Origin of the sequence: Fictibacillus phosphorivorans, assembly GCF_007673525.1 — a bacterium.
GTDB lineage: Bacteria > Bacillota > Bacilli > Bacillales > Fictibacillaceae > Fictibacillus > Fictibacillus phosphorivorans_C.
The window spans coordinates 33,096-57,429 of record NZ_VDZU01000005.1 but is presented as its reverse complement, the minus strand read 5'-3'; the positions used below and the strand labels follow the sequence as shown (position 1 = coordinate 57,429).

The following is a 24,334-nucleotide window of genomic DNA, read 5'->3' as shown; positions in this document are numbered from 1 at the left end:
TAAAACTGACGGAATTAATTCTTAATTCCTTACCTATTTCTTTTGTTCAGTTTTCAAAGAACTTTTTGTTTCGTTTTTGTTAGCCGCTCGTTTTGGCGACTTTATTAGATTACCATGTCGCAACCCTCGTTGTCAACAGCTTTTTTCAAAAACTTTTAATCGTTTATGTGAAGCTCATCAACATGTCAGTATTCCTTGCGACGAAGAATAATATACCATCATTTTCGCTCTTGTACAATAGTTTTTACGAAAAAAAGATAACTTTTATTTACGCTTTTATCCAGTGTTTAAAGCTTATACAAGATACAGCGATCGCGCGTCCTATTTTATACAAGATATAGTGAAATGGTAATCAATAAATAGCACCTTCATTATGATACTCTTTTTGTTAATTCCTATACTTACATCTCCATAAAATTAAAAAGCCAGCACGAAGCTGGCTTTTTAGACTTAATTATTTTTCAGAGTGACGCATTTGTGGGAAAAGGAGAACGTCTCGGATAGATGGTGAGTTTGTTAACAGCATCACTAGACGATCGATTCCGATTCCTAGTCCACCTGTAGGAGGCATACCATATTCAAGTGCCTCTACAAAATCTTCATCCATCATATGCGCTTCGTCATTACCTTCAGCACGTTCTTTCAGTTGCTCTTCAAAACGTTCACGCTGATCGATTGGGTCATTCAGCTCAGAGAATGCGTTGGCATGCTCACGACCAACAATAAATAGCTCAAAACGATCAGTAAAGCGAGGATCCTCAGGATTCTTCTTCGCTAAAGGTGAGATCGCAACTGGATGACCATACACGAATGTAGGCTGAATTAGTTTTTCTTCTACAAAGTGTTCAAAGAATTCATTTACAACATGACCATATGACATGTTGTCTTTTACAGGTACATTATGTTCTTTAGCTAGAGCACGAGCTTCTTCGTCTGTCATTTCAGGCCAGAAGTCTACGCCAGCTGCTTCTTTAATCGCGTCGACCATGTGTACTCTTTTCCAACGCGGCTTAAGATCTACTTCATAGTCTCCGTACGGAACTGTTGTTGTGCCTAATACATCTTCTGCGATGTGCGCGACCAAGTTCTCAGTTAATTCCATGATATCGAGGTAATCAGCGTATGCTTCATACAGCTCGATCATCGTAAATTCCGGATTATGACGAGTTGATACTCCTTCATTACGGAATACGCGACCGATCTCGTATACCTTCTCAAGTCCACCTACGATTAGACGCTTAAGGTGAAGCTCGATAGCAATCCGCATGTAAAGCTCCATATCAAGTGCATTATGATGCGTGATGAACGGACGAGCAGATGCTCCACCAGGAATGGAATGCATAGTAGGCGTTTCTACTTCTAAATATCCATTGTCATCTAAATAGCGGCGCATAGAACGAATGATCTTAGAACGAGAAATAAACGTATCTTTTACTTCCGGGTTCATGATCAGGTCCACATAACGTTGACGGTAGCGCTGTTCAACATCTTTTAGTCCATGAAACTTATCAGGAAGTGGACGCAGGGATTTGGTTAGTAACTGAAAATCCTTCGCTTTAATAGAAAGTTCTCCTACTTTCGTTTTAAAGACAAGTCCTGTTACCCCTACCCAGTCACCGATATCAATCGTATTGAATAGTTCGTATTGCTCATCACCAACAGCATCTAATCTTACATAGATCTGGATCTTTCCAGATAAATCTTGAATATGAGCAAATCCAGCTTTCCCTTTTCCGCGTTTTGTCATAATGCGACCAGCGAGAGTAACTGAGATCTCTTCATTATCAAGTTCTTCTTTTTCTTTTTCTCCGTATTCTGCAACAAGATCTGCTGCAGTATGTGTACGGTCGAACTTTGTACCGAAAGGATCTACTCCTTTTTCCGTTAATGCAGTTAACTTTTCTCTTCTAACACGAAGCAAGTCATTTAATTCTACTTCTTGGCTCATGGGAACACTCCTAGCTTTTAGCAGTTTTGAATATCAAGTATGGTATAGTTAAATCTTCGCCGAAAGGAACACGTACAGTTAAAGTTGAGTGAATCGTTTTTCCAATCGCAGCTTTTGCGATGGGGGATTGCACCGAGATCATGTTTTCACGGGGATCTGCTTCAAATGGATGGACAATCGTATATGTGTACCGTTCTTTATGAAAGGTATCTTCAATTGTAATAGTAGAGCCGGGTTCTACATAGCAGCCCGCTTCTCTAACCATCGGCCATGTGATAGATTGAGCTAAAATATCTTTTATCTCAGACACCCGCGTATGAATGAATTCCTTTTCTGCTGTGTTTCGGCATTCCTTTTTACGTTTTGATAGGTATTGTAGTTCTTTTTCAAGATTCCTGGTGCCTTCTTGGGTGAGTTTGAGCATAGCCATAAGCTATTCCTCCTCCATTATAATAAAGAAAAACACCGGATGCTGAATCTGTTGTTATTAAGCAAACAACAGCCAGTCATCTGATGATCTGGCTGTATGTTGCTGGTGTTAGCTGATTTTTTGTACTTCTTCTAATTGATCAACATACCCAAACAATAGTTTACTCATCTCTTCACGAGTAGTCATCTGGTTAATCTCGTTTCGAACAGAACCAGTTTGAGGCAAGCCTTTAAGGTACCAAGCAGCATGCTTCCTCATCTCTCTTGCAGCAACATCTTCACCTTTAAGATCGATTAAACGATCCATATGAAGCATGCAGATGTTCATCTTTTCACGCGCAGTAGGTTCAGGCGCAATGATTCCGTTCTCTAGATATTGAACAGTTCGATAAAGCATCCATGGGTTGCCAAGTGCAGCTCTTCCGATCATAACTCCGTCAACACCGTATTGATCCATGCGATCTTTCGCTTCTTGAGGAGAAGAGATATCACCATTACCGATAACCGGAATAGATACGTTCTTCTTCACTTCACCAATGATGTCCCAATCCGCTACTCCTTCATACATCTGAACACGCGTACGGCCGTGAACAGCAACAGCGGCTCCGCCAGCACGTTCAACCGCTTGTGCATTCTTAACAGCATAGATGTGATCTTCATCCCAACCAATACGCATTTTTACAGTTACCGGTTTTTGGACCGCATCAACCGTAGCTGCTACCATCTCATAAATCTTGTCTGGGTCAAGCAACCACTTTGCTCCTGCATCACATTTTGTGATTTTAGGAACCGGGCAACCCATATTAATATCTATAATGTCTGCGTTCGTATTTTTATCGACGTATTTAGCTGCAGCCACTAATGATTCACGCTCGCCTCCAAAGATCTGAAGGCTAAGTGGTTTTTCGCGTTCATCTACATAAAGCATCTTTAATGACCTTTCGTTCTCATGCAGAATCCCTTTATCACTTACCATCTCTGCGCAGACGAGCCCGGCACCGAACTCTTTTGCGATCAATCGAAATGCAGGGTTACACACACCGGCCATTGGCGCTAGAACTACCGGGTTCTTTAAATGAATATCACCGATCTTCAAGTTAACTATCACCTCGTTCCTCTTACAGGCTTTATATATCGATTACTTATTGTAATTCTTCTACGTTAATGCTGAATTGATCTGCTATTCTTTTAATCAGATCCCCTTTAGGCTTTCGGCTGCCCCTTTCCACCTCACCTAGAACCGAAACTGAGATTCCGATGTCTTTAGCAAGCTGTTCTTGGGTGTAGCCTTTTAACTTTCTGAACGCACGGATGCGTCTTCCCAGTCGGTCTTCTTCCATATGCGTACACCTTCTTTATCTCTTTGTTCGCAAAGGACTTGATGTAACGAAATTGAATTCTCCGGGTAAATATCATCTGGAGCAATTTCACATAGAGGTATGAGAACAAACGCCCTTTCAAGCATACGTGGGTGCGGAATCGTTAACTCTTCCGTCTGTATACTTACACTATTATACAATAAAATGTCAAGGTCTATTGTTCGCGGTCCCCATTTTTGAACCCTTTTCCGGTCTAGTTTCAACTCTACGTCTTGCAGTTTACTCAAAAGCGCCTGTGGAGAAAGGGTGGTTTTGAGTTTTAATGCTAAATTTAAGAATAATGGCTGATCCGTCACACCTACAGGATCTGTCTCATAAATCGAAGAGACGGATTCGATACTAATGTCATCAAACTCTTCTAATAAAGAAATGGCTTGGTTAAGCAGTCCCTCTCTATCTCCCATATTAGAGCCTACAGAAAGATATACAATATTGTTACCGTCCATCTATACCCGTCCCCTTGTGATCTCCACAGCTACCGATTCATAATGTCCAGGAATCGGAGGATCTGGTTTGATTACTTTGACCACCACTTCATCCACCAGCATAAACTTGCTAAGGATGGAGCCTGAAATCGCTTCAGCCAATGTTTCTAAAAGCTTGACCGGCTCACCTTCTACGATTTCTTTAACCGCTCCGTATACTTCTCCATAATTAACTGTATTGTTTAGTTCATCGGACAGTCCAGCTTGGGAAAGGTCCATTGATAATACTACGTCCACATTAAAACGCTGTCCAAGCTTTTGCTCTTCATTAAACACACCATGATAGCCATAGAACCTCATACCGTTCACATACATTTTATCCATGAGACACCGCTCCTTTTTTGAGCATGATGTCCATCATCTTCGTCATTCTGCTCATTTCTTTTACATCATGAACGCGAACGATCGAACAACCGCGTTCAATCCCAAGGCAAACTGTAGCACCTGTTCCTTCTACTCGCTCTTCAACTGGCAGATCGAGTGCTTTTCCGATCATCGATTTACGTGAAGTTCCTAATAAGACAGGATAGCCCATCTGCACAATTTCATTCAGTCGCCGAATCGTTTCAAGGTTTTGTTCGAACGTCTTAACAAAACCAACACCTGGATCTAAAATGATGTTATCAGGGTTAACGCCTGCCTTAACCGTAATCGCAATACTATGCTCTAGATCAGCGATTACATCTGGCATGAATTCTTGGTAGTTCGTATCAAATCGGTTATGCATGAGAATGACCGGCACATTCGTTTCCGCCATCACCCTCGGCATATCTGGATCAAATTTAGCTCCCCATACATCATTAATGATATGAGCACCTGCTTTTATCGCTTGATAAGCAGTTTCTGCTTTATACGTATCAATCGATAAAGGAACGTTTACTTCCTTTCTTAAAGCTTCTATTACAGGAATCACACGTTCGAGCTCTTGTTCGAGCGGCACTTTCTCTGCACCAGGTCTAGTGGACTCTCCGCCGATGTCAATCATATCAGCGCCGTCCTTCACCATCTGCTTCGCATGAGAGATCGCCTGTTCGATCCGGTTGTGATGTCCGCCATCGGAAAACGAATCTGGTGTCACATTAAGAATGCCCATCACATATGTTTTTTTTGAAAAATCAAGTACGTACTCACCGCAGTTCATTTTTTGCTGCCTTAGCATCATCTCGTGCATGGAGAATCTATCCTTTCAAAAAACATCAAATACTTCGATATTGTTTCTTCGTATGTTTCATGTAGAGCTCTCTAAACTTCTGATACGCTTCACCTTCAGCTCCAAGAAACGTTGTATCTTGAAAATGACTGACTGGAACGAGCTCTTGTATTGAGTTCGTAAGGAAAACTTCATCCGCTTCCGTTAAAGTCTCAATAGTATAGTTCCCCGTTTCTAGAGGAATGTTCAACCGTTTTGATGCATGCATGACCCAATTTCTTGTAATCCCCTCTAAAATTCCAGTGGACGTGTGAGGAGTATAGAGCTTGTTATCTTTGTACCAAAAGAGGTTTGATACGGTTCCTTCACAGATATAGCCTTCTTGAGTCAGGAAAATACCTTCTTGATTCATGTTAGAAAGCTCTCTTTTGCCCAATATGCTGTTTAAATAGTGGTGGGATTTCAGCCGTTTCTCACCTTCTGGCGTATTGCGTCTTGTTTTGAGTAGAACCAGCTCTTTTTCAGAAACTGAACTTGTTTCAACGAGCGGCTTTGTGTACAAAATAACGACAGGTTCCTCATATGAATCTGTCTGTAATCCGATATCACCTACGCCAGCAGATACATTAAGTCTAAAATAAGCATCAGTCATCTTATTCTTAGATAGAAGGGTATTCACCATCTCTATAACTGTATCTGCATCAAGAACAAGATTAATATTTAATTCATCCAACGCTTCACTGAGACGGTTCAAGTGTTCCTGTATTAAAAAAGGAAAACCATCATACGTTCTGAATGTTTCAAACGCCCCTAAACCATACATGAAGCCATGATCATAAGGTGAGATCATAGCTTCATCTTTGGAAACTACTTTTCCGTTTAAATAGATGTACATGTAACTTCCTTGCCTTTATAAAAATCAATAAAATTTCTTAACAATTTCTTTCCATCTTCCGTTAGTATGGACTCCGGATGATATTGAACCCCTTCGATCGGAAGCTCTTTGTGGCGAATGCCCATGATCTCTCCTTCATCTGTCCAAGAAGAAATCTCAAAGCATTCAGGCAGTGTTTCTCTTTTTACGATCAATGAATGATAGCGTGTTGCAGGAAATTCTTGCGGAAGTCCGTTATAAACCGTCTTCCCGTCATGAAGAACAGGGGACACTTTACCATGCATCAATCGCTCTGCACGTACCACGTCTCCGCCGAACACTTGCGCGATCGACTGATGACCTAAGCAAACTCCGAAAATCGGTATCTTTCCTGCAAAATGCGAGATCGCTTCTAGGGAGATACCTGCTTCATTCGGAGAACACGGTCCCGGAGAAATCATTAAGAAATCGGGATTTAGTTGTTCAATCTCTTGAATCGTTATCTCATCATTTCGTTTTACGACTAACTCCTCACCCATCTCACCTAAATACTGAACGAGGTTGTACGTAAAAGAATCGTAGTTATCAATCATTAAAATCATCTCGTCTCATCTCCTCTCATGTGCTGTCTTATACCAAAATTGACCCGAGCTCACTTTGCTCTTTGGCACGCCACAGCGCCTCTGCTTTTTTTAGACTTTCCTTGTACTCACTTTCAGGTATAGAGTCAATAACGATACCCGCACCCGCTTGAACGTGTGCAGTTTCATTTTGACATACCATCGTCCGAATTGCGATATTCATTTCCGTATCGCCGTTAAAACCGATCCAGCCGATACTTCCAGTGTACACACCTCTACGAACAGGCTCTAACTCTTCGATGATCTCCATCGTTCTAACTTTTGGAGCGCCCGTGATCGTACCGCCCGGGAATGTCGCTTTAATGCAATCGAACGCATCAAACTCCGGCCTTAATGTTCCAACCACATTCGAGACAATGTGCATCACGTGTGAATACCTTTCGATCACCATGAACTCATCGACATTCACACTGCCATAAACCGAAACTTTACCAAGGTCGTTTCGTTCAAGATCGACGAGCATCACATGCTCTGCTCGTTCTTTCTCATTTTCGATCAGCGTGTTTGCAAGCTCGATATCTTCTTCCTCTGTTCTGCCTCGCGGTCGTGTTCCCGCGATCGGACGCGTGCTGATCAGGTCACCTTTCTTCTTCACCAAAAGTTCAGGTGATGCACTAACAAGCTGAAAGTCTGGTGTTTCTAAGTAATTCATATATGGAGATGGGTTGATTCTTCTTAATTCTTCATAAACGTTTAAAGGAGTTGTTCGTAGAGCCTTTGACTGACGAACAGAAAGATTCACTTGAAATACATCACCATCAGAAATATATCTTTGAATCTTTTTAACCGCTTCTACAAAAACATCCTCAGTCATAGAAACGTGTTTAAAATCTTCAATGGAATAGTTCTGAATCTCTTGATCCACTTCTGTAGTAGCAGATAGAGGCGCTTCCCACATTTCTTTGTAAGCTCGCAGCTTGTCTATGCTATAAGAGTCATCCTTATCTTCAGTCAACGTTATAATCCACAACATACTTGTTTCATGTTCATAAACAAACACATCTTTAAACAGCAAAAAGTATAAATCCGGAAGACCAAGATCATCTTCTGAAGTTACAGGCAGTTTTTCAAACTCGCGCGTCAGATCATAGCTCAAATAACCGATAGCTCCACCCGTAAAGTCTGGCAATCCTTCTACTTGCTCCACATCAAAGTCTTTAAACCAGTTCTGAAACTGCTCATATATCGGGCCTTTACGTGTAGTTGAGCCCTCATCTGTTTTGATTGTTAGAACGTCATGTTTGCCAGTGACTTCAGCAAACGGTGACAGACCGATAATGCTATACTTTCCAGTTCTTCCGCTCTCCAGCAAAACGTGGCGAGGTTCAGTTGCTGCTAATGATTTGTATTTGTAGAACCACTCTTCTTTAGTTAGAGGTATACATGAATGCATGACATGCCATTTTTTGTTCATCCCCATACGGTCACTCTCCCAAAAATCTTCTGCTTACATTGTACATGAGGTGTTTCACTTTGGCACACCTTTCTCCTAATTTCCTGCATTTACATGGGTATTTTCTCCACTTTAATAGTCTTAAGAGATGATGACCTTGTGTAGTGTTGAAAAAGCGACGATTGTTTTAGAAAAAAGCTCTTATAAAAGAACAAAATTAACTAAAGGAATGGTTCTGAGGAATTAAGACACCAAATTTAATAGACTTTCTGGACCTATAACAGATTTTAGGTAATACGGAGTGGGGTATACACGTCGATAATTCATGAAATCTCAGCTATAATTCAGGAAATTTTAGATTTATTCCGGCGAGTTGACAAAGTTCGACGATCCCAACCCGTCAAATACCCCCACCCTTAACAAAAAAAGCCCCCAGAAAGGGAGCTCACTAAAAGAATTAATCTTCAAATTGGTACAGTGGGGTACTTAAGTAACGTTCCCCGTTACTTGGAATGATGGCTAAAACTTTTTTGCCTTTGCCAAGCTTCTTAGCAACTTTTAATGCTGCTGATATGGCTGCACCAGAAGAAATACCGCCTAAAAGCCCTTCTTCACGCGCCGCTTTTCTCGCCCATTCGAAAGCTTCATCGTTTGAGATGGTTAAAACTTCATCGTAGATGTCTGTTTTTAAAATATCCGGCACAAAACCTGCGCCGATTCCTTGTATCTTGTGCGGTCCCGGTTTTCCACCAGATAATACAGGAGAATCAGTCGGTTCAACCGCATAGATCTTAATCTCTGGATATTTTTCTTTTAAGACCTGACCTGCACCTGTTATTGTTCCGCCTGTGCCGATTCCAGATACGAATGCGTCTAGACCGTCTGGGAATTGTGAAACGATCTCTTGACCTGTCGTATTTCGATGGATGGCAGGGTTTGCTTCATTCTTAAACTGCTGTGGCATGAAGTAACCTTTTTCTTTTGCTAGTTCTTCAGCTTTTCTAATCGCTCCGCCCATTCCTTCAGGTCCAGGGGTTAGGACAAGGTCCGCTCCATAAGCTCTCAAAAGATTTCTTCTTTCTAAACTCATCGTTTCAGGCATGACAAGAACCGTTTTGTATCCTTTTGCTGCAGCAACCATCGCTAAACCAATTCCTGTGTTACCACTTGTCGGTTCAACAATCGTATCTTCTGCTTTTAATTTTCCGCTTTTCTCTGCATCTTCAATCATCGCTAATGCGATACGGTCTTTTACACTGCTTCCCGGATTCATGAACTCTAACTTCAGGTAAACATCTGCCATATCCTCTGATGTGATGCGATTCAATTTCACTACCGGCGTTTGACCGATCAGATCTGTGATTGATTGTGCCACTCTTGCCATTTGCCATCACTCCTAAAACCGAGTATTTTTATTGGATTAATTGTAGCAACCCTGGAAATACTCTGTCAATTTTATTGCATACGAAAATCATCTCTTACAATGGTACGCAGAATTTTTTATTTCATGTATAAAACAAAACCCGGAGAAAAGTCCGGGTTTACGCTTTTGCTTGATCCAGCAAGGTTTGAAGTTCTTCTTTTGTAAAGATATAAGTGGCGTTACAGAATTGACAGTTTGTTTCGGCTTGGCCGTCTTCTTCTATAATATCTGAGATTTCTTGTTCACCCAGACTTACGATCGCCTGTCCAAAACGCTCATGTGAGCATGTACACTGAAAACGCACAGGAGACTTCTCAAGAATTTGGACTTGGTCTTCTCCTAAAAGTTCAAATAAAATTTCTTCCGGTGTCATCCCTTTTTCGATCAATCGAGAAATCGGAGGAATCGCGTTGATTCTTTCTTCGAGTAAATCAACGATTGCATCCGAAGCATTCGGCATCACTTGTACGATAAAACCACCTGATGCTTTGATCGAATTGTCCGGATTCACAAGAACGCCAACACCTACTGCAGAAGGCACCTGTTCAGAAGAAGCAAAGTAATACGTAAAGTCCTCTCCTAGTTCACCAGAAACCATCGGCACTTGTCCTGTGAACTTTTCGCGCATTCCGATATCTTTTAGAACTGATAGATATCCGTCTTTCCCTACCGCCCTTGCTACATCCAGCTTTCCTTTGCTGTTCAGTTCAAAGTGAGTATGAGGATTCGTTACATAACCACGTGTCTCACCTTTTGTATTGCTATCTACGATGATCACTCCGATTGGACCGCCGCCTTCAATCTTCACCGTTATGCTGTTGTTTTCACCTTTTAGCATCATACCCATCATGGTCGATGCAGTCATAGCTCTTCCTAAAGCAGCCGAAGCTGTCGGCCATGTATCGTGTCTTCTTTGTCCTTCACTTACCATCTCAGTAGAAGAGATCGCATAAGCACGGATCTGCCCATCATAAGCAAGGGCTTTAATTAAATAATCATTCATTGAAACTCACCCTTTAACCATTCTTATTTTTATCGTATATCAGCAATAGACCTTTTAATGTTAAAAATGGATCAACGTGATCGATCACGTTGCTTTCCGCTGCAATTAAATTCGCAAGTCCGCCGGTTGCAATTACTTTTGGTTCAACGTCAGACTGTTCTTTCATCCTTTTTACAATACCCTCTACTTGTCCTACATATCCATAGAGAATACCCGCTTGCATCGCGTTCACCGTATTCTTTCCGATCACACCTTCAGGCTTAGCAATCTCAATACGCGGCAGCTTGGCAGCTTTCGTATAAAGAGCCTCTGTAGAAATGTTGATACCCGGCGCGATCGCTCCACCCATATACTGTTTGTTTTCATTGATATAACAATACGTAGTAGCTGTACCAAAATCAACGATGATAAGCGGTGCATCATATTCGTGAATAGCAGCAACTGCGTTAACAATTCGGTCTGCTCCTACTTCTCTTGGGTTTTCATATTTAATATTCAACCCTGTCTTAATACCAGGTCCCACTACTAATGGACGCTGGTTAAAATATTTCACACACATACGCTCTAAGGCGAACATGATTGGTGGAACAACCGAAGATATAATGATACCTTCTATCTGCTCTTTATGAATATTAACGTGGCGGAACAGATCGAGTATCAGCATGCCATACTCATCTTCTGTTTTTTCACGTGATGTATGAATTCTCCAATGATGTTTCAGTTCATCATTCTCGTAGAGTCCTAAAACAATATTCGTATTTCCGACATCAAACACAAAAATCATGGAATTTGTCCCCGCTTCTTATCTTAAGTTTCTATAATAGTTATAACATAAAACGTATAGGAGTAAAGCATGGCGGCTTATTCAGATATTTTAGTAACCCTATGGTGCTCTTGGATGTGGTTGATTTCCGTTACAGGTACTCGCTTTCCGCGGGGCAGGCGGTGAGCCACATTCGTACGTTTCACGTATAAGTGTCTCACCCGCCCACCTGTCCTAGCCGAGAGTCTCGCACCTTACACTCCAATCAACTGGTCGGTGAAGGAAAAAGAACAATCAGATTACCCGCTGCCTCACTAGTAGTATCAAATCTTTCACTCCTATTAGCATATCCTTGAAGATGAAGAACAAAAAACGAAAATCATAAGAGCTAGACCTTTTAAAGATGCTGTTTTTCTAAAGGGTTGTTGCTTTTGGATGTTTTATTATTATCTTCATTGACAAGTTGATTGTAGCGTAAGGTTGCCGACTCCTATAGGACGAGCGGTCAGTCCGAAATGTGGAAGTGGCTCGTTCAGCCCCGACAAGCAAAAGTTGAATGGGCTAGGAAGGCGCAGTTTGCCTTCTTGACTGTTCAACTTTTGACCTCGAGGGGCTAGCCACTGCAACTAGACAGGTGGAGACTCCTAATGGCGCAAAGCGGCAGGAGGCTCACCGGTCGCCCCATGGAAAGCGAGCAACCTGGAGCGGAAATCAACTACTTTCAAAAGCAAAAAGTAATACAAAAAAGGACACCTCATCTCTGAGGTGTCCTTTTAAAAATTAATCTTGTTTTGGTTCTTCATCTTTTTTGTTAAGTGTTACTTTAACATCATCAGATGGGTTAGAAATCGTTTTTCTGTCAGGTAGTTTACCTGTTTTAACGAGTTCTTTGATTTGTTCTTCATCCAGCGTTTCTACAGTTAACAATGTTTGAGCAATGATTTCTAACTTAGAATTATGCTCAGTAAGGATCTGACGGCAACGCTCGTAAGATTCTTTGATGATACGCTGAACTTCTAAATCGATCTCATGCGCGATTGCATCACTATAGTTTTGCTCGTTATTGAAGTCTCTTCCTAAGAAGACTTGACCGCCTTGTGATGAACCGAATTGCATCGGCCCTAGGCGTTCACTCATACCAAACTCGGTTACCATGCGGCGAGCAATTCCAGTCGCACGCTGGAAGTCATTATGAGCTCCCGTACTTACTTCTTGGAACGTAATCTCTTCAGCCACACGGCCTCCAAGAAGTCCAACGATCTTATCTTCTAATTCAGGTTTTGTCATAAAGTAACGATCTTCTTTCGGAAGCATTACTGTGTAACCACCTGCTTGACCACGAGGGACAACGGTAACTTTATGAACAGTGTCAGCTCCTTCAAGAACTAAACCGATAACAGTGTGACCAGCTTCATGATAAGCAACAATGTTCTTTTCTTTTTCGGAAATCACACGGCTCTTTTTCGCAGGTCCTGCAATAACGCGGTCGATCGCTTCATCAACGTCATCCATATCGATCTTTTTCTTATTCGTACGGGCAGCAACTAAAGCTGCTTCATTCAATAAGTTTTCTAAATCCGCACCAGAGAAACCTGGAGTGCGCATCGCGATCGTTTTCAAGTTAACGTCTTCTGCAAGCGGCTTATTGCGCGCATGCACTTGAAGTACTTCTTCACGTCCTTTTACATCTGGGCGGTTAACCGGAATCTGACGGTCAAAACGTCCCGGACGAAGAAGGGCTGGATCTAGAATATCAGCACGGTTGGTAGCTGCGATAATGATAATTCCTTCATTAGCACCGAAACCATCCATTTCAACTAGCAATTGGTTAAGTGTCTGCTCACGCTCGTCATGACCTCCGCCAAGACCAGCTCCACGCTGACGACCTACCGCATCAATCTCATCGATGAAGATGATACATGGTGCGTTTTTCTTAGCATTTTCAAACAAGTCACGAACACGTGATGCACCGACACCGACGAACATCTCTACGAAATCAGAACCTGAGATCGAGAAGAACGGAACGCCTGCTTCTCCTGCTACTGCACGTGCAAGAAGTGTTTTACCAGTACCCGGAGGTCCTACTAAAAGAACACCTTTTGGAATACGCGCACCTAGCGCAGAGAATTTACGCGGATCTTTTAAGAATTCAACAACTTCAACAAGCTCTTGTTTCTCTTCATCAGCACCAGCTACGTCTTTAAAGGTAACCTTTTTCTTTTCTTCGTTATAAAGCTTAGCTTTACTCTTACCAAAGTTCATTACTCGGCTTCCGCCGCCTTGCGCTTGGTTAAGCAAGAAGAAGAATAAGATAAAGATAATGACAAACGGAATTATTGAGGTGAAGAACGTCACCCAGCCACTCGTTTGTTCTTGCTGTTTAAACTCAACATTTGATGAATCAGCAAGCTTTTCAATCTCAGCCAATGTGTTGCCAGTTAGAGGAGCATTCGTTTGGAATACTTCTCCTTCTTTTGCGCCTTCAAGCTGACCGCGGACAACATATACGCCACCCTCAGGCTGGTAAACGATGCTTTCCACTTTGCCTGATTCGATGTACTTAGTCAGCTGATCATAACGAATTTCTTTGACTTCGTTGTTGTTGCCGTTAAAAAAGCTGACAACTCCAACCACAACTAAAAAGATTAATAAATAAAATATAGTATTACGGAAGATGCGATTCATTCCTTACCTCCTTAGGCGAACAATCAAATCTTATGCGGTGTTCTATTCTTTCTTTTCGTAAATCTCTGGCTTTAAAACGCCAATGTAAGGCAAGTTACGGTATCTCTCGATGTAGTCCAATCCATAACCAACAACAAAAGCATCAGGAACGATGAAGCCAGCAAGATCTGGAGCGATATCAACCTTACGTCCTGTAGGCTTATCAAGCAAAGTAACGATCTTAACCGATTTTGCTTTGCGTGCCTTAAACAGTTGAACGAGATAGCTGAGCGTTAAACCACTGTCAATAATATCTTCTACAATGATAACGTCTCGACCTTCTAAGGAAGTATCTAAATCTTTAACAATTTTAACTTGACCAGAAGAAACGGTAGATGCACCATAGCTGGAAACTGCCATTAAATCGATCTCAAGATGGATATCCATACGTTTGATCAAGTCTGCCATAAAAGGTAGAGCACCTTTTAAAACCCCGACCACCAATGGAAAGCGTTCCTTATATTCCACAGAAAGCTCTTTACCAAGTTCTTTAATCTTGTTTTGAATAGCTTCTTCGGAAATAAGTGTTTCTAAAATTTCATCATGCATGTTCAACAAGCCTCCTAGACGTCATGGCGATTTTTTATGAAAGCGTAGGATAACCCAAAGTTCTGATGGATTTATTTGATGACGTCTAATGTGTTTTAGCCCTGGAAGCCAAATAATCTTACCGGTTGCATCAACAACAATCGGCCAAACGTTTCTTTCTTCCTGCGGCACTTTAGCATCAATAAATATATCTTTTAATTTCCGAGAACCGACGCCGGCAATCGCCATCCGGTCACCTGGTTTTCGGGTGCGAACTCGTAACGGGAGATCAACCTCTTTCATTGAAAACACAAAAACATCTTTTCCTCTTTGTAAAGCGGGTTCACAATCTGTTATTTCAGCAGTTATACGTCCATTCGGCAATTCTACAAAACCGGGCAGCTCTAGTGAAAAGTCATAAGACTCTTCGTTATTTTTGACGATATGCTCAAAACTTAACAAACATCTGTCATAAGTTCGGCTGACTACTAAACCTGACGGAAAATGCAACATTCCGGACGGATGCTCACTTCCGAGCAAACTAAGAAAGTTTTCCTTATGTACAGAGGAAAGAGATGAAGGATTAATTTTATACAGATAGTTCAATATTAGTGTAATCCCTCTTTTTTGTAAAGGAATAGGCATCTTGTTAAAAGCAGATACAGATAACTCTATTTTCCCCTCTGTTCGCCTGATTAAAACCTTTTCTAACTCTATTTCAGCCAGTTTCAATATATACGCTTCATCTTCGGAAATAGTTTCACTTAAATACTGAAATCTTTCATGTACGTTAGGGTTTTCCTGTTTTAAAAAAGGCAGAATTTTTTTTCTGAAGCGATTCCGAACATATTTATCACTTTCATTGCTTGAATCGTAAACGGGAAACAGGTTTTCTACTTTACAATAATGCTCGATTTGGTCTTTTGTTATTCCTAAAAAAGGACGAATTATTTTCCCTGTAGCAAAAGGACGTTTCACCGGGATGCCAGCGGAACTTAATCCTTCGCTGCCCCTCGTCATCCTCATGAGCATCGTTTCTACTTGATCGTCGCCATGATGCGCGAGCGCCAGCGCCTCTGCACGGTGTTTTTTCATCACGTTCTCAAAAAAATTGTACCTGCAGATCCTAGCAGCAATTTGTAATGACAAGTTATGTTCTGCTTGATAGCTTGCAACATCTACGCTATCACCTTCAAAAGTAATATTCCGCTCGTCACAAAAGCTCTTAACATACGCGATTTCTGATGCCGACTCGTCACCCCTTAAGCGATGATCGAATGAGGCAGCGACGATCTTAATTTTATAATACGAAGACCTTCTCCATAAAAAATGCAGCAATGCCAAAGAATCTGGTCCTCCGGAAACACCGATCACTACAGTTTGAGGAGCTGAAAGAAGCTGGTGTCTTTTAATAAAATTCTCCACTTCCTGCAACGTGAACCGCTCCTTCATTTTCCGTTTTTTATCAAGGCCTGTTTCGTTGACTTGTTAATCCAAAAGACTAGGCTGAATATAAATACTCTTTCTCTGTTAGATCTTTCTTTTGGTTCACCGCACGTCCCCCGAAAGCGACCACTTTCAAGAGCAACGAAGTTTTACGAAAACGCCTTTTAAAATCATAACAAAGAATTGCAGGAACGAACACTATTTACATCGTTTGACCGAGCATGTAAAAAAAGTACACAACGAAAACAAACGTGAAGACTAAACATGTTTCTACGATAAAGCTGCTTTTCTTTTTCTTTTGCGCTTGTCTTGATGTTGGTTTTTGTGTTGAATTCCTCTGTGTTTGAGGAGCTTTTGCTTTATCATTAGCGTTCAATAAAAGAACAAGCTCGTTTCTCATCTCTTCTGCATTGCGATATTTTCCGTTCCATGCTTTTTGTAAGATAGGTGCATACGGTTTAAGCATTGGACTGCCTGCAATTTTGGCTTGAAACTGTTTATCAGCATCTCCATTTTTCGTAAATCGGGAAGGATAAGCTAAATTCACCATCACCATGCCTGCTGAAAATAAATCATACGATGGCTCGGCTTTTCTCGTTCCTTTCCCCCAATATCCTCGATCATAGAACTCTGTGTATTCTTTGATCGACCTGTCCATCACAGTCGTTCCTCCAACATCAATCCAGCGGATTCGGTAAGGTGGGCCCGTGACAAGCAGGTTGTCAGGTTTCAAATCACCGAACGCCCATCCCGCCTGATGGAGGGTATGAAGATCTGTTAGTAACTGTACGAGCAAGATTCCTGCCCATTCGGGAGACTTTGTCTTCATAAAATCAAAGAGTGTCTCTCCTTTTAAATATTCCATCGCATAAAAGGGGTACGTGGCAGTTTTTGTCACCCAGTCATCGACATCGATTAAAGAAGGTCCAAGGACTTTCCCCTGGACCTTAGAAAAACGCTTCAGCACATTGACTTCAGATGTAATCGACATCTGATCATGCCCGATCTTAAGTGCGACCACCCCTCGATCCGAATCAGCTAAGTAGACGGCACCGGTTGCTCCATACCCTAAACGGCGCCGAATCCGATATCTGGAATGATTCCACTTACCGCGTATTTCATCACCAACTGCTAAGTTACATACCGGACTCGTTCGTATATCCTGGGGCATCATCGGACAAGAATCTCCTTTTTGACGATCGTTTACGGCCAAAAGCCGCTATAGCCTCTTTTATCGCAGGACCTGTCGGTGTGATCCCGCCAAGTGAAATCTTTGAAAATGTTTTGCCGATCGATTCTAGTTTTGACGACCAGTTTAAAAGTTCTTCTGCCTCTGTTCTTTTGCCCGGAAAAACATAGAGTGCAAACTCGTTATCTCCAATTCTCGAATTCAACGATATAGAGAGATCAAGCAGAGACTCTTGAACCGTTAGCATCTTGTCTTCCATGGATCCAGAGGCATCAATCAAAACTAAGATCTCAAGGTTCATGGTCTCTCCCATCTCATCGACAACTTCAATAACTTCTCCTCGTTTGTCTGGCGGAAGATCTTCCATGGTAGACTGACTTCCAAGTATCTGTTGCAGCTCTGCGTTAACAACACCTTTTATCGTTTGGGCCATTGCTTTTTGAGTGACCATTTTCACCGTTTGTGCGAGTTGTTTCGTATAAACAACCTGACTTATGCCGCCGCCGGCCATCGCGATCTCTTCTACTTCTTTTAAACCCTGTCTATGATACTCTGGTGCATTCTCATTCAGTACACCAATAACGTTTACAGCTATTCCTTGTTCGTTAGCAAGTGCCGCCATTGCGATCGGATCTTCACCTTGGTTCGAGCACCCATCTGTAATCAGCAAAATTTGACGCAGCGTTCCTTTGTTTCGCATAACGCTAACCCCTCTCAAGTACGAATTTTAACTATTACCATCTTCGTCAAGAAAGCGGTGGTTTATACAGAGAAAAGACCGCAATACATAATCGCTAAATGAAGTCGGAGCGGGAATACTGTCCACTTATACATAAATACTGTCCAGTTTTCATTATTTACTGTCCACTTTTTAAATTTTACTGTCCACTTCTGCCAAAATACTGTCCACTTACAAATGCGAGCTCGCACCACAAAAAGACTACACATAAAAAAAGACCGCTCTTTTCCAAAGAAAAGAACGGCCTCTTATTCTCATAAACTATTGAGCTTTCTTTCGATTGATCGCTACTTTCGGATATTGTGGAACAGTTGCCCACTTTGGAATGTTCTTTTCGATCTTTGTTACAGCGACCGTCATATCATCCTCGATTCCGTTATTTCCTGAACGAATCACTTCTTCCATGATCAGATCTGCTATCTCTTGCGGATCTTCGGTATCAATCTCTCTGATCTTTCGCTTCAGCCACGCATCAATATTTTCGATATGACGTGGAGCCTCATAGATTCCATCACTCATCATGATGAGGATGTCTCCTGCTTTAAGCTGTTCATCAACAACGTCGACATCAAAATCTCGGATGATGCCCATCGGCAGGTTGCTCGCTTCCACTGTTTTGATCTGGTCTCCGCGTTTAATAAAACTCGGCGTTGAACCAATCTTTAAGAATTTAGCAGAAGCATCTTGCAGATCGATCATCGCAAGATCCAGCGTAGAGAAAATCTCATCTGTTGTACGTAACGAGAGCACAGAGTTGACTGACTTAATGGCAACTTCTTCTTCAATTCCGGACTGAAGAATTTTTTGCAGAAGCTGCAGTGTTTCATTGCTTTCAATGAACGCTCGTTCTCCGTTACCCATCCCATCTGCAATCGCAACAGCGAACTTCCCAGCGCCGATCTCTATCGTCGAATGGCTATCCCCCGAAAGCCACGCTCCCCCTTTGGCTGCTGAAGCAATTCCTGTTTCAACTACATATTCTCGCGCTGAATGAAAGGATAGATGACAGAAGCCAGTCGGATAGTTTGCGCAATCTTCATGCGTCACAAGAATCGTCTCTTCCAATATGTCGGATAAGATCGGTGCGATCAGCTTCTCAGCGATTCCTGATCCGTTGCAGGAAGGAATCGTCATTTCAATATCGACATTAGACGTTTCCAGACTGTAGATATCCACATGACCAACATCAATTCCCGCTTGAGCCAAAGAGTCTTTGATCTGCTCTTCTTGAATTTGGTGGTTCTCTTGCTCTCGCTGTATCTCTTTTGCGAAATCGCCCATCACTTGTGAAACGCCCATCAGCTGATCAGCAACTAAACGACGGCTTTCCTGCACTTGAATCTTCAATTTTTGAGAAGCTCGATATTGCGTTAGTTCTTTTTTCATGAGATCTGTTATCTTTTCAGGCTTGATGCAATGTTTTTCCCAATCTCGCTTTAATTTTCGATCCTTAATATCACTATAATCTTCTTGCTCGACCATCAGCCTGGTCATCAAGTCGTAAGTCGTTGTAAAATTCTGTGCCCAGCACTGTTCCTTCTTAAAACAAGTCTGGCACGTTTTTTCTGTAATGTTGCTTAAGAAAAGATCCACTTCACGTGTGCTCTCTTCCTCATTTAACGATGAACCTACCGATTGAAACGAATGGGATAGAGCTTGGAAAAGGCTTGAGAATCGCTCAACGCGACTCGCGGTCACGTCGCGAATCTTCTTCAAATATTGTTGCTGATGCATCGAATGTTCTCTTGTGCCTGGTACATATTTTGAAATGTTGCTGATCGCAGTCTTAGGTGTTAGTAGGAAGAGCAGAACAGCAAACCCTGATTCCATCAATGTGGATGTGATTTCAGATCTCCCCTCACCATATAAACCGATCATGACGGTTCCGATGATAAGCCCAAGACTTACACCGAACCGTTTACCTTCTTTTAAAAGACCGCCGAGCAGTCCAGAGAAAGCTAATAAGCTCATTTGAGAAAGACTTGCCACTTGCGCGAGGCTTAGGATCAGACCTGTAACAACACCAACAGTAGAACCGATCGCAGCGCCTCCCACAAAAGCAAACAACAATACTAAGTAACGTGAAACAACATGTTCTACGGCAACATCATTGATCTGCCAGCCGATCGTTCCGGTCATGACAGAAGCAAGAAGAATCATCAAGCAAACAATCTCTTCGTTTTTTAACGATTGAGGTATCTTTTTATTCGTTAATAGCGGTATGCTTTGTAAAAAGATTAACGTAAGGACTAAGCTCAATCCTCCTTCAACTAGCGCAAGCATCGTATCGACCCGCTCTAATCCTCCTTCCCCAAACAAAGAGAACACAGTTCGCGTGATTAAGGAAGAACCAAAGACCAATAGCGGAAGACTTTGCATCCGATTTTTTATGAACAGGTCTGCTCCTTTTTGCAGGCTTGCATAGACAAGTAGAGCACTTATAAAGAACAAAGCGTTCATCGGTTGATGCGACATCGCTCCTGCCAAGATCGCAAAGACAGCAATGCCTGTCCGTTCTTTTCTCAAAACGAACACACTAGCCGCAAATGGTAAAGCAAAGGGAGACATCTCAGCTAGAATCATAGCTCGTCCTAACAAAAAACCAATTCCAAACAACAGCATTCTCCAGTTAAAAATGCTCTGGTTCAAAATCTGAAGCCATCTCTTACTCGTCTTCGTTACTGCCTGCTGACCTTTTTCTACCCAGACCATTCCTCTAATCGGTTCGAGTACTTCTTGTTCCACCTTCTGCCACATCCCATACACCACCCGTTTCCAATTTGTGTAACCATTATAAACAGGTTTAGAACAAAGATTTTGTCAAAAGAGCAGTTAAGGTTTTAAAAACTTATCGACGGACTTCTCCACTATTTCACGAAAGAAGAGCAAAAGCGGACAACATTCTTGCAAAAAGAGAAAAGGAATTTTCATTTTTGAAGTTATTAAGGAGAATTATGAAGAAAAATATAAAGGGATAGATGTTTAAAATAATTTTGATGGGGATTGATACAAAAAAAGAGCACCCGCTGACGGATACTCTTGTACGTTTTTATGTAGATGTCAAAATTAAAAATGGTAGCGGCGGAGGGAGTCGAACCCACGACCTCACGGGTATGAACCGTACGCTCTAGCCAGCTGAGCTACACCGCCATTTGTAAAAGACACAAGTAGTATATTACATCTATCCGGGTACTCTGTCAACGGTTCTTTTGAAATTTGTCGAAAAAGTTTTTTGTTATCCTCTTTTAATACATTATGAGTGGAGATTTGTTGATCAGGATAATCATCCTTGTAATGGTTGTTTTCTATCAATTCTCTTTCTTCTCTGAAGGTTGGTTGGAGTGCAAGGTTCGAGACTCCTGCGGGACGAGCGGTCAGGTGAGACCCTTAAGGGCGCAAAGCGGCAAGGGGCTCACCGGTCGCCCCGCGGAAAGCGAAGAAACCTGGAACGGAAATCAACCACTTTCACCTTCTTGAAGTAACGTACTCGAAAACAAAAAAGCACTCTATTCTTCAAGAATAGAGTGCTAGCCATATATAGATGAATGAGCATTAAAAATGCAACAATTATCCTCTTCGGCCGCCGCGGCCACCTCTTTTTGATTCAGTACTACGCTTTAAAGTAGTGAGTCGATCTTCACTATCTTTAAGGAATTTGTTCATCTTATCCTCAAAAGATAATGCCGTTGAATGGTTGTTACCGCCTCGGTTAGGACCTTTGCGAGATTTGTTAAATCCGCCTCTTGCAGGAGCTGGTCTACTAGCAGATGCAACATTTTCTTTTGCTTTCTTGATAGATAAACCGATCTTCCCGTCCTTTTCGACGCTCATAACCTTAACTTCGACTTGATCACCAACTTTAAGAAATTCGTTGATGTCCTTTACGTAATTATCCGCAACTTCGCTAATATGCACGAGTCCTGTTGTACCCCCTGGCAGCTCTACAAACGCTCCAAAATGAGTAATCCCAGTAACTTTACCTTGCAACTTGCTGCCTACTTCAATTGACATGCAAAAAATGCTCCTCCTTAAAAAATCTCCTAAGATATCATTACTTATTATACAATCGAAAAAATCTGCGTGTCAATCTACGCTTAATGCTTTATTCTGGAAGTTTAAAGATTGTTTCACCAGGTTTTGACATAAAAAAGTCGCGTCTGGCGATTTCTCCAATGTATTCTTCGTCTTTTAGTTTATTCACTTCATCTTTAAGTTGTGCCTTTTCTTCTAAAAGAGCTTTGTATTCGTCGCTTAATTCTTTTTGTTCCATCTGTTTTTCATTTAAAAGGGAGAGCTGTTCTGCAATACCCGTAATAATTAAAAAAGCAAAAAAGGAAAATACGATAAAAGCCCCCGTTAAGCGCCTGTATAAACCACGCTTACGTTTAGCGATCACTTGCTCATGACGCTCTTTATTCTGGATGTATTGTGAGTGAATCTCTGTTATTTTTTTCTGGCGCATTTGTTCGCTGTTCCCCTCCTTTACTTCTTTTTTCCCTTCCAATTGCTGACTTTATTCTTCGCAGAAATGAAAAACCCTTTTAATTTTGAATATTTCTCTTTTAAATTATACCATTTTTGCTTTGGTATGAAACGCCATATGAGTCTTCCAACCCACTTAAAAGGAGAAAAAAGAATCATGAATAGTACCATAATAATTTTCCGCAAGATGTTAAGTACATATAAAAGAATAGCGGATATGAGCATAATTAACCATTTTATCGGCATAACGATTAAAGAGTTAAGTAAACGGTATAAAAAACGAAAAAGTGAGGCGACCGCCGATACCATCCACTCAAGTATCTTTTTATAGATTCGTTCAAAAAGTGCTCGGTACGCCGCATAACCGCAAATGAGAGCAATAAAAATGTAAAATCGAATCTCCGCGTGATTTACGTGTAGAAGGACATAAAAGACCAGCAAAGCCTGTACCAGCCAAAACATCAGATCATTAAAAAAATGTAGCCAATGCCACTTTCGTTTTTCATGGATGAATCGGCTGTACGTATCGACAGCCATCCCGATCCAGATTCCCATGAAAACCATAGAAAGCATCGTTTCAAACTGTACGGTTAAGGTCATTTGAACAGTTTGCCGAAGAAGCCTTTAGTCTTTTCACCGGTCTGCTGGTCCAGGTAAACAAGATCGAATACTTTTCCTTCAATATTCACAACACCTGATTCCACATCAAGATTCTTCATCTTCAAGTTTGTCCCGCGGATCGCTAAAAAGCCCATTGTTGTCTCAAGCAAGAACTCTTCATTATCAAAACTTTCTACTTGCTTAACACCTGTAATCTCTAGATTCTTTCTTCCTATCATTCTTACATCGTGGTTGGGTGTGCTCACTTTTTGATTATATCCATTCAGATCATATCGTTGGTCCATACATTCCCCTCCTCTATTCCATACAAATGTATGAAACATCAAAAGAGAATAGAACAAGCTGTGTGAAAAGCTATGCTTAAAAACAGCCCCTTCAAATCTGCTCGTTAAATGACAATGATTCGTCAGTGATCCGAATTTTTCGCAAAAAAAAAAGAAAAGAACCTGAAAAAATCAGGTTCTTCACTCAGTCGTTTCGATGCGGTTTTCTTCGAGGACGGTATACATGTTATCCGCGTCCTCTTTTTTTGTCGTATCTTTAAGCTCGTTGATCTTAACTTTTACGAGCTTTTGGCCAAAACGTATCGCAAGCTCGTCCCCTACTTTTACATCAGAGGAAGCCTTCGCCTGCAATCCATTAATGGAGATACGCCCTTGATCTGAAATCTCTTTCGCCACGGTTCTCCGTTTGATCAGGCGTGAGACTTTCAGAAACTTATCTAAGCGCATGCTTACTTAACAGCTTCTTTCAGCTTGTTTCCTGCTTTAAATGCCGGAACAGTTGCTGCTGGAATTTGAATTTCTTTACCTGTTTGAGGGTTGCGGCCAGTACGGCTAGAACGCTCACGAGTTTCGAAAGTTCCGAATCCAACAAACTGTACTTTGTCTCCGTCTTTTAGAGCAGAAGTGATTTCATCGATTACGCCATTAACGACTGTTTCTACGTCTTTCTTAGTAAGTCCTGACTTTTCTGAGATATTTGTTACCAATTCATTTTTGTTCATTTTAATTACCTCCTAAAGTTTCTATCAAAGATTTCGCTAGAAACCCCCTATAATTAAGGGTTTCATGTTATTTCTCGAGAAAATATTCTCTATTTTTCACTATAATCCTTC

General features: G+C 41.5%; 25 protein-coding genes and 1 tRNA gene. All 26 read right to left on the bottom strand.

Annotation, left to right across the window (positions count from 1 at the left end; translation table 11 throughout):
- Positions 1 to 454 precede the first annotated feature (454 nt).
- A complete protein-coding gene (lysS, locus tag FS458_RS20030; RefSeq protein ID WP_144704874.1) occupies positions 455 to 1,948 on the bottom strand; it encodes a lysine--tRNA ligase in 1,494 nt (497 codons plus the stop codon).
- Positions 1,949 to 1,958: 10 nt separating this feature from the next.
- On the bottom strand, positions 1,959 to 2,378 hold the full coding sequence (locus tag FS458_RS20025) for a GreA/GreB family elongation factor (RefSeq protein WP_144704871.1): 420 nt from the start codon (positions 2,376 to 2,378) through the stop codon (positions 1,959 to 1,961).
- A gap of 108 nt (positions 2,379 to 2,486) precedes the next feature.
- Positions 2,487 to 3,473, bottom strand: a complete 987-nt coding sequence (gene dusB / locus FS458_RS20020; protein ID WP_255548993.1) for a tRNA dihydrouridine synthase DusB — start codon at positions 3,471 to 3,473, stop codon at positions 2,487 to 2,489.
- 46 nt (positions 3,474 to 3,519) lie between these two features.
- Positions 3,520 to 3,717 (bottom strand): helix-turn-helix domain-containing protein, encoded by a 198-nt coding sequence (locus FS458_RS20015; RefSeq protein WP_144704868.1) that lies wholly within the window; start codon positions 3,715 to 3,717, stop codon positions 3,520 to 3,522.
- A complete protein-coding gene (gene folK, locus FS458_RS20010; RefSeq protein ID WP_144704865.1) occupies positions 3,669 to 4,202 on the bottom strand; it encodes a 2-amino-4-hydroxy-6-hydroxymethyldihydropteridine diphosphokinase in 534 nt (177 codons plus the stop codon). The genes FS458_RS20015 and folK overlap by 49 nt, the downstream gene beginning before the upstream one ends.
- Positions 4,203 to 4,565: a dihydroneopterin aldolase gene (gene folB / locus FS458_RS20005; RefSeq protein ID WP_144704862.1), complete on the bottom strand. Its 363-nt coding sequence runs from the start codon at positions 4,563 to 4,565 to the stop codon at positions 4,203 to 4,205.
- Positions 4,558 to 5,403, bottom strand: coding sequence for a dihydropteroate synthase (gene folP, locus FS458_RS20000; RefSeq protein ID WP_391503414.1), 846 nt, complete (start codon positions 5,401 to 5,403; stop codon positions 4,558 to 4,560). The genes folB and folP overlap by 8 nt, the downstream gene beginning before the upstream one ends.
- 34 nt (positions 5,404 to 5,437) lie before the next feature.
- A complete protein-coding gene (gene pabC / locus FS458_RS19995) occupies positions 5,438 to 6,286 on the bottom strand; it encodes an aminodeoxychorismate lyase (protein WP_144704856.1) in 849 nt (282 codons plus the stop codon).
- Positions 6,271 to 6,867: an aminodeoxychorismate/anthranilate synthase component II gene (pabA, locus tag FS458_RS19990; protein WP_144704853.1), complete on the bottom strand. Its 597-nt coding sequence runs from the start codon at positions 6,865 to 6,867 to the stop codon at positions 6,271 to 6,273. The genes pabC and pabA overlap by 16 nt, the downstream gene beginning before the upstream one ends.
- A gap of 28 nt (positions 6,868 to 6,895) precedes the next feature.
- Entirely contained in the window at positions 6,896 to 8,320 is a 1,425-nt protein-coding gene (locus FS458_RS19985) for an anthranilate synthase component I family protein (RefSeq protein ID WP_144704889.1), read from the bottom strand.
- A gap of 436 nt (positions 8,321 to 8,756) precedes the next feature.
- Positions 8,757 to 9,683 carry a cysteine synthase A gene (cysK, locus tag FS458_RS19980; RefSeq protein WP_066390567.1) on the bottom strand — a complete coding sequence of 309 codons (927 nt, stop codon included), beginning with the start codon at positions 9,681 to 9,683 and terminating at the stop codon, positions 8,757 to 8,759.
- Between the two features lie 157 nt (positions 9,684 to 9,840).
- Positions 9,841 to 10,725: an Hsp33 family molecular chaperone HslO gene (hslO, locus tag FS458_RS19975; protein WP_144704850.1), complete on the bottom strand. Its 885-nt coding sequence runs from the start codon at positions 10,723 to 10,725 to the stop codon at positions 9,841 to 9,843.
- A 13-nt stretch (positions 10,726 to 10,738) separates the two neighbouring features.
- Positions 10,739 to 11,509: a type III pantothenate kinase gene (locus tag FS458_RS19970; RefSeq protein WP_144704848.1), complete on the bottom strand. Its 771-nt coding sequence runs from the start codon at positions 11,507 to 11,509 to the stop codon at positions 10,739 to 10,741.
- Positions 11,510 to 12,268: 759 nt separating this feature from the next.
- Positions 12,269 to 14,173 carry an ATP-dependent zinc metalloprotease FtsH gene (ftsH, locus tag FS458_RS19965; RefSeq protein WP_144704845.1) on the bottom strand — a complete coding sequence of 635 codons (1,905 nt, stop codon included), beginning with the start codon at positions 14,171 to 14,173 and terminating at the stop codon, positions 12,269 to 12,271.
- A 42-nt stretch (positions 14,174 to 14,215) separates the two neighbouring features.
- Positions 14,216 to 14,761, bottom strand: coding sequence for a hypoxanthine phosphoribosyltransferase (gene hpt / locus FS458_RS19960; protein WP_066390553.1), 546 nt, complete (start codon positions 14,759 to 14,761; stop codon positions 14,216 to 14,218).
- Positions 14,762 to 14,782: 21 nt separating this feature from the next.
- A complete protein-coding gene (gene tilS, locus FS458_RS19955; protein WP_260858856.1) occupies positions 14,783 to 16,165 on the bottom strand; it encodes a tRNA lysidine(34) synthetase TilS in 1,383 nt (460 codons plus the stop codon).
- 223 nt (positions 16,166 to 16,388) lie between these two features.
- Positions 16,389 to 17,360: a serine/threonine protein kinase gene (locus FS458_RS19950; protein WP_144704839.1), complete on the bottom strand. Its 972-nt coding sequence runs from the start codon at positions 17,358 to 17,360 to the stop codon at positions 16,389 to 16,391.
- Positions 17,323 to 18,075 (bottom strand): vWA domain-containing protein, encoded by a 753-nt coding sequence (locus FS458_RS19945; RefSeq protein ID WP_144704837.1) that lies wholly within the window; start codon positions 18,073 to 18,075, stop codon positions 17,323 to 17,325. The genes FS458_RS19950 and FS458_RS19945 overlap by 38 nt, the downstream gene beginning before the upstream one ends.
- Positions 18,076 to 18,375: 300 nt before the next feature.
- Positions 18,376 to 20,871: a stage II sporulation protein E gene (gene spoIIE / locus FS458_RS19940; protein ID WP_144704834.1), complete on the bottom strand. Its 2,496-nt coding sequence runs from the start codon at positions 20,869 to 20,871 to the stop codon at positions 18,376 to 18,378.
- A 316-nt stretch (positions 20,872 to 21,187) separates the two neighbouring features.
- Positions 21,188 to 21,264: transfer RNA gene (locus FS458_RS19935), tRNA-Met, on the bottom strand.
- 417 nt (positions 21,265 to 21,681) lie between these two features.
- On the bottom strand, positions 21,682 to 22,125 hold the full coding sequence (locus FS458_RS19930; protein WP_066390538.1) for a S1 domain-containing RNA-binding protein: 444 nt from the start codon (positions 22,123 to 22,125) through the stop codon (positions 21,682 to 21,684).
- A 91-nt stretch (positions 22,126 to 22,216) separates the two neighbouring features.
- Positions 22,217 to 22,576, bottom strand: coding sequence for an FtsB family cell division protein (locus tag FS458_RS19925; protein ID WP_137792161.1), 360 nt, complete (start codon positions 22,574 to 22,576; stop codon positions 22,217 to 22,219).
- Positions 22,577 to 22,596: 20 nt separating this feature from the next.
- On the bottom strand, positions 22,597 to 23,196 hold the full coding sequence (gene yabQ / locus FS458_RS19920; protein ID WP_144704831.1) for a spore cortex biosynthesis protein YabQ: 600 nt from the start codon (positions 23,194 to 23,196) through the stop codon (positions 22,597 to 22,599).
- Positions 23,193 to 23,501 (bottom strand): sporulation protein YabP, encoded by a 309-nt coding sequence (yabP, locus tag FS458_RS19915; RefSeq protein ID WP_066390532.1) that lies wholly within the window; start codon positions 23,499 to 23,501, stop codon positions 23,193 to 23,195. The genes yabQ and yabP overlap by 4 nt, the downstream gene beginning before the upstream one ends.
- Before the next feature lie 180 nt (positions 23,502 to 23,681).
- Positions 23,682 to 23,948: an RNA-binding S4 domain-containing protein gene (locus FS458_RS19910; RefSeq protein ID WP_066390530.1), complete on the bottom strand. Its 267-nt coding sequence runs from the start codon at positions 23,946 to 23,948 to the stop codon at positions 23,682 to 23,684.
- Between the two features lie 2 nt (positions 23,949 to 23,950).
- The gene (locus tag FS458_RS19905; RefSeq protein ID WP_066238167.1) at positions 23,951 to 24,223 is read right to left on the bottom strand and encodes an HU family DNA-binding protein; all 273 of its coding nucleotides are present in this window, start codon (positions 24,221 to 24,223) and stop codon (positions 23,951 to 23,953) included.
- Positions 24,224 to 24,334 lie beyond the last annotated feature (111 nt).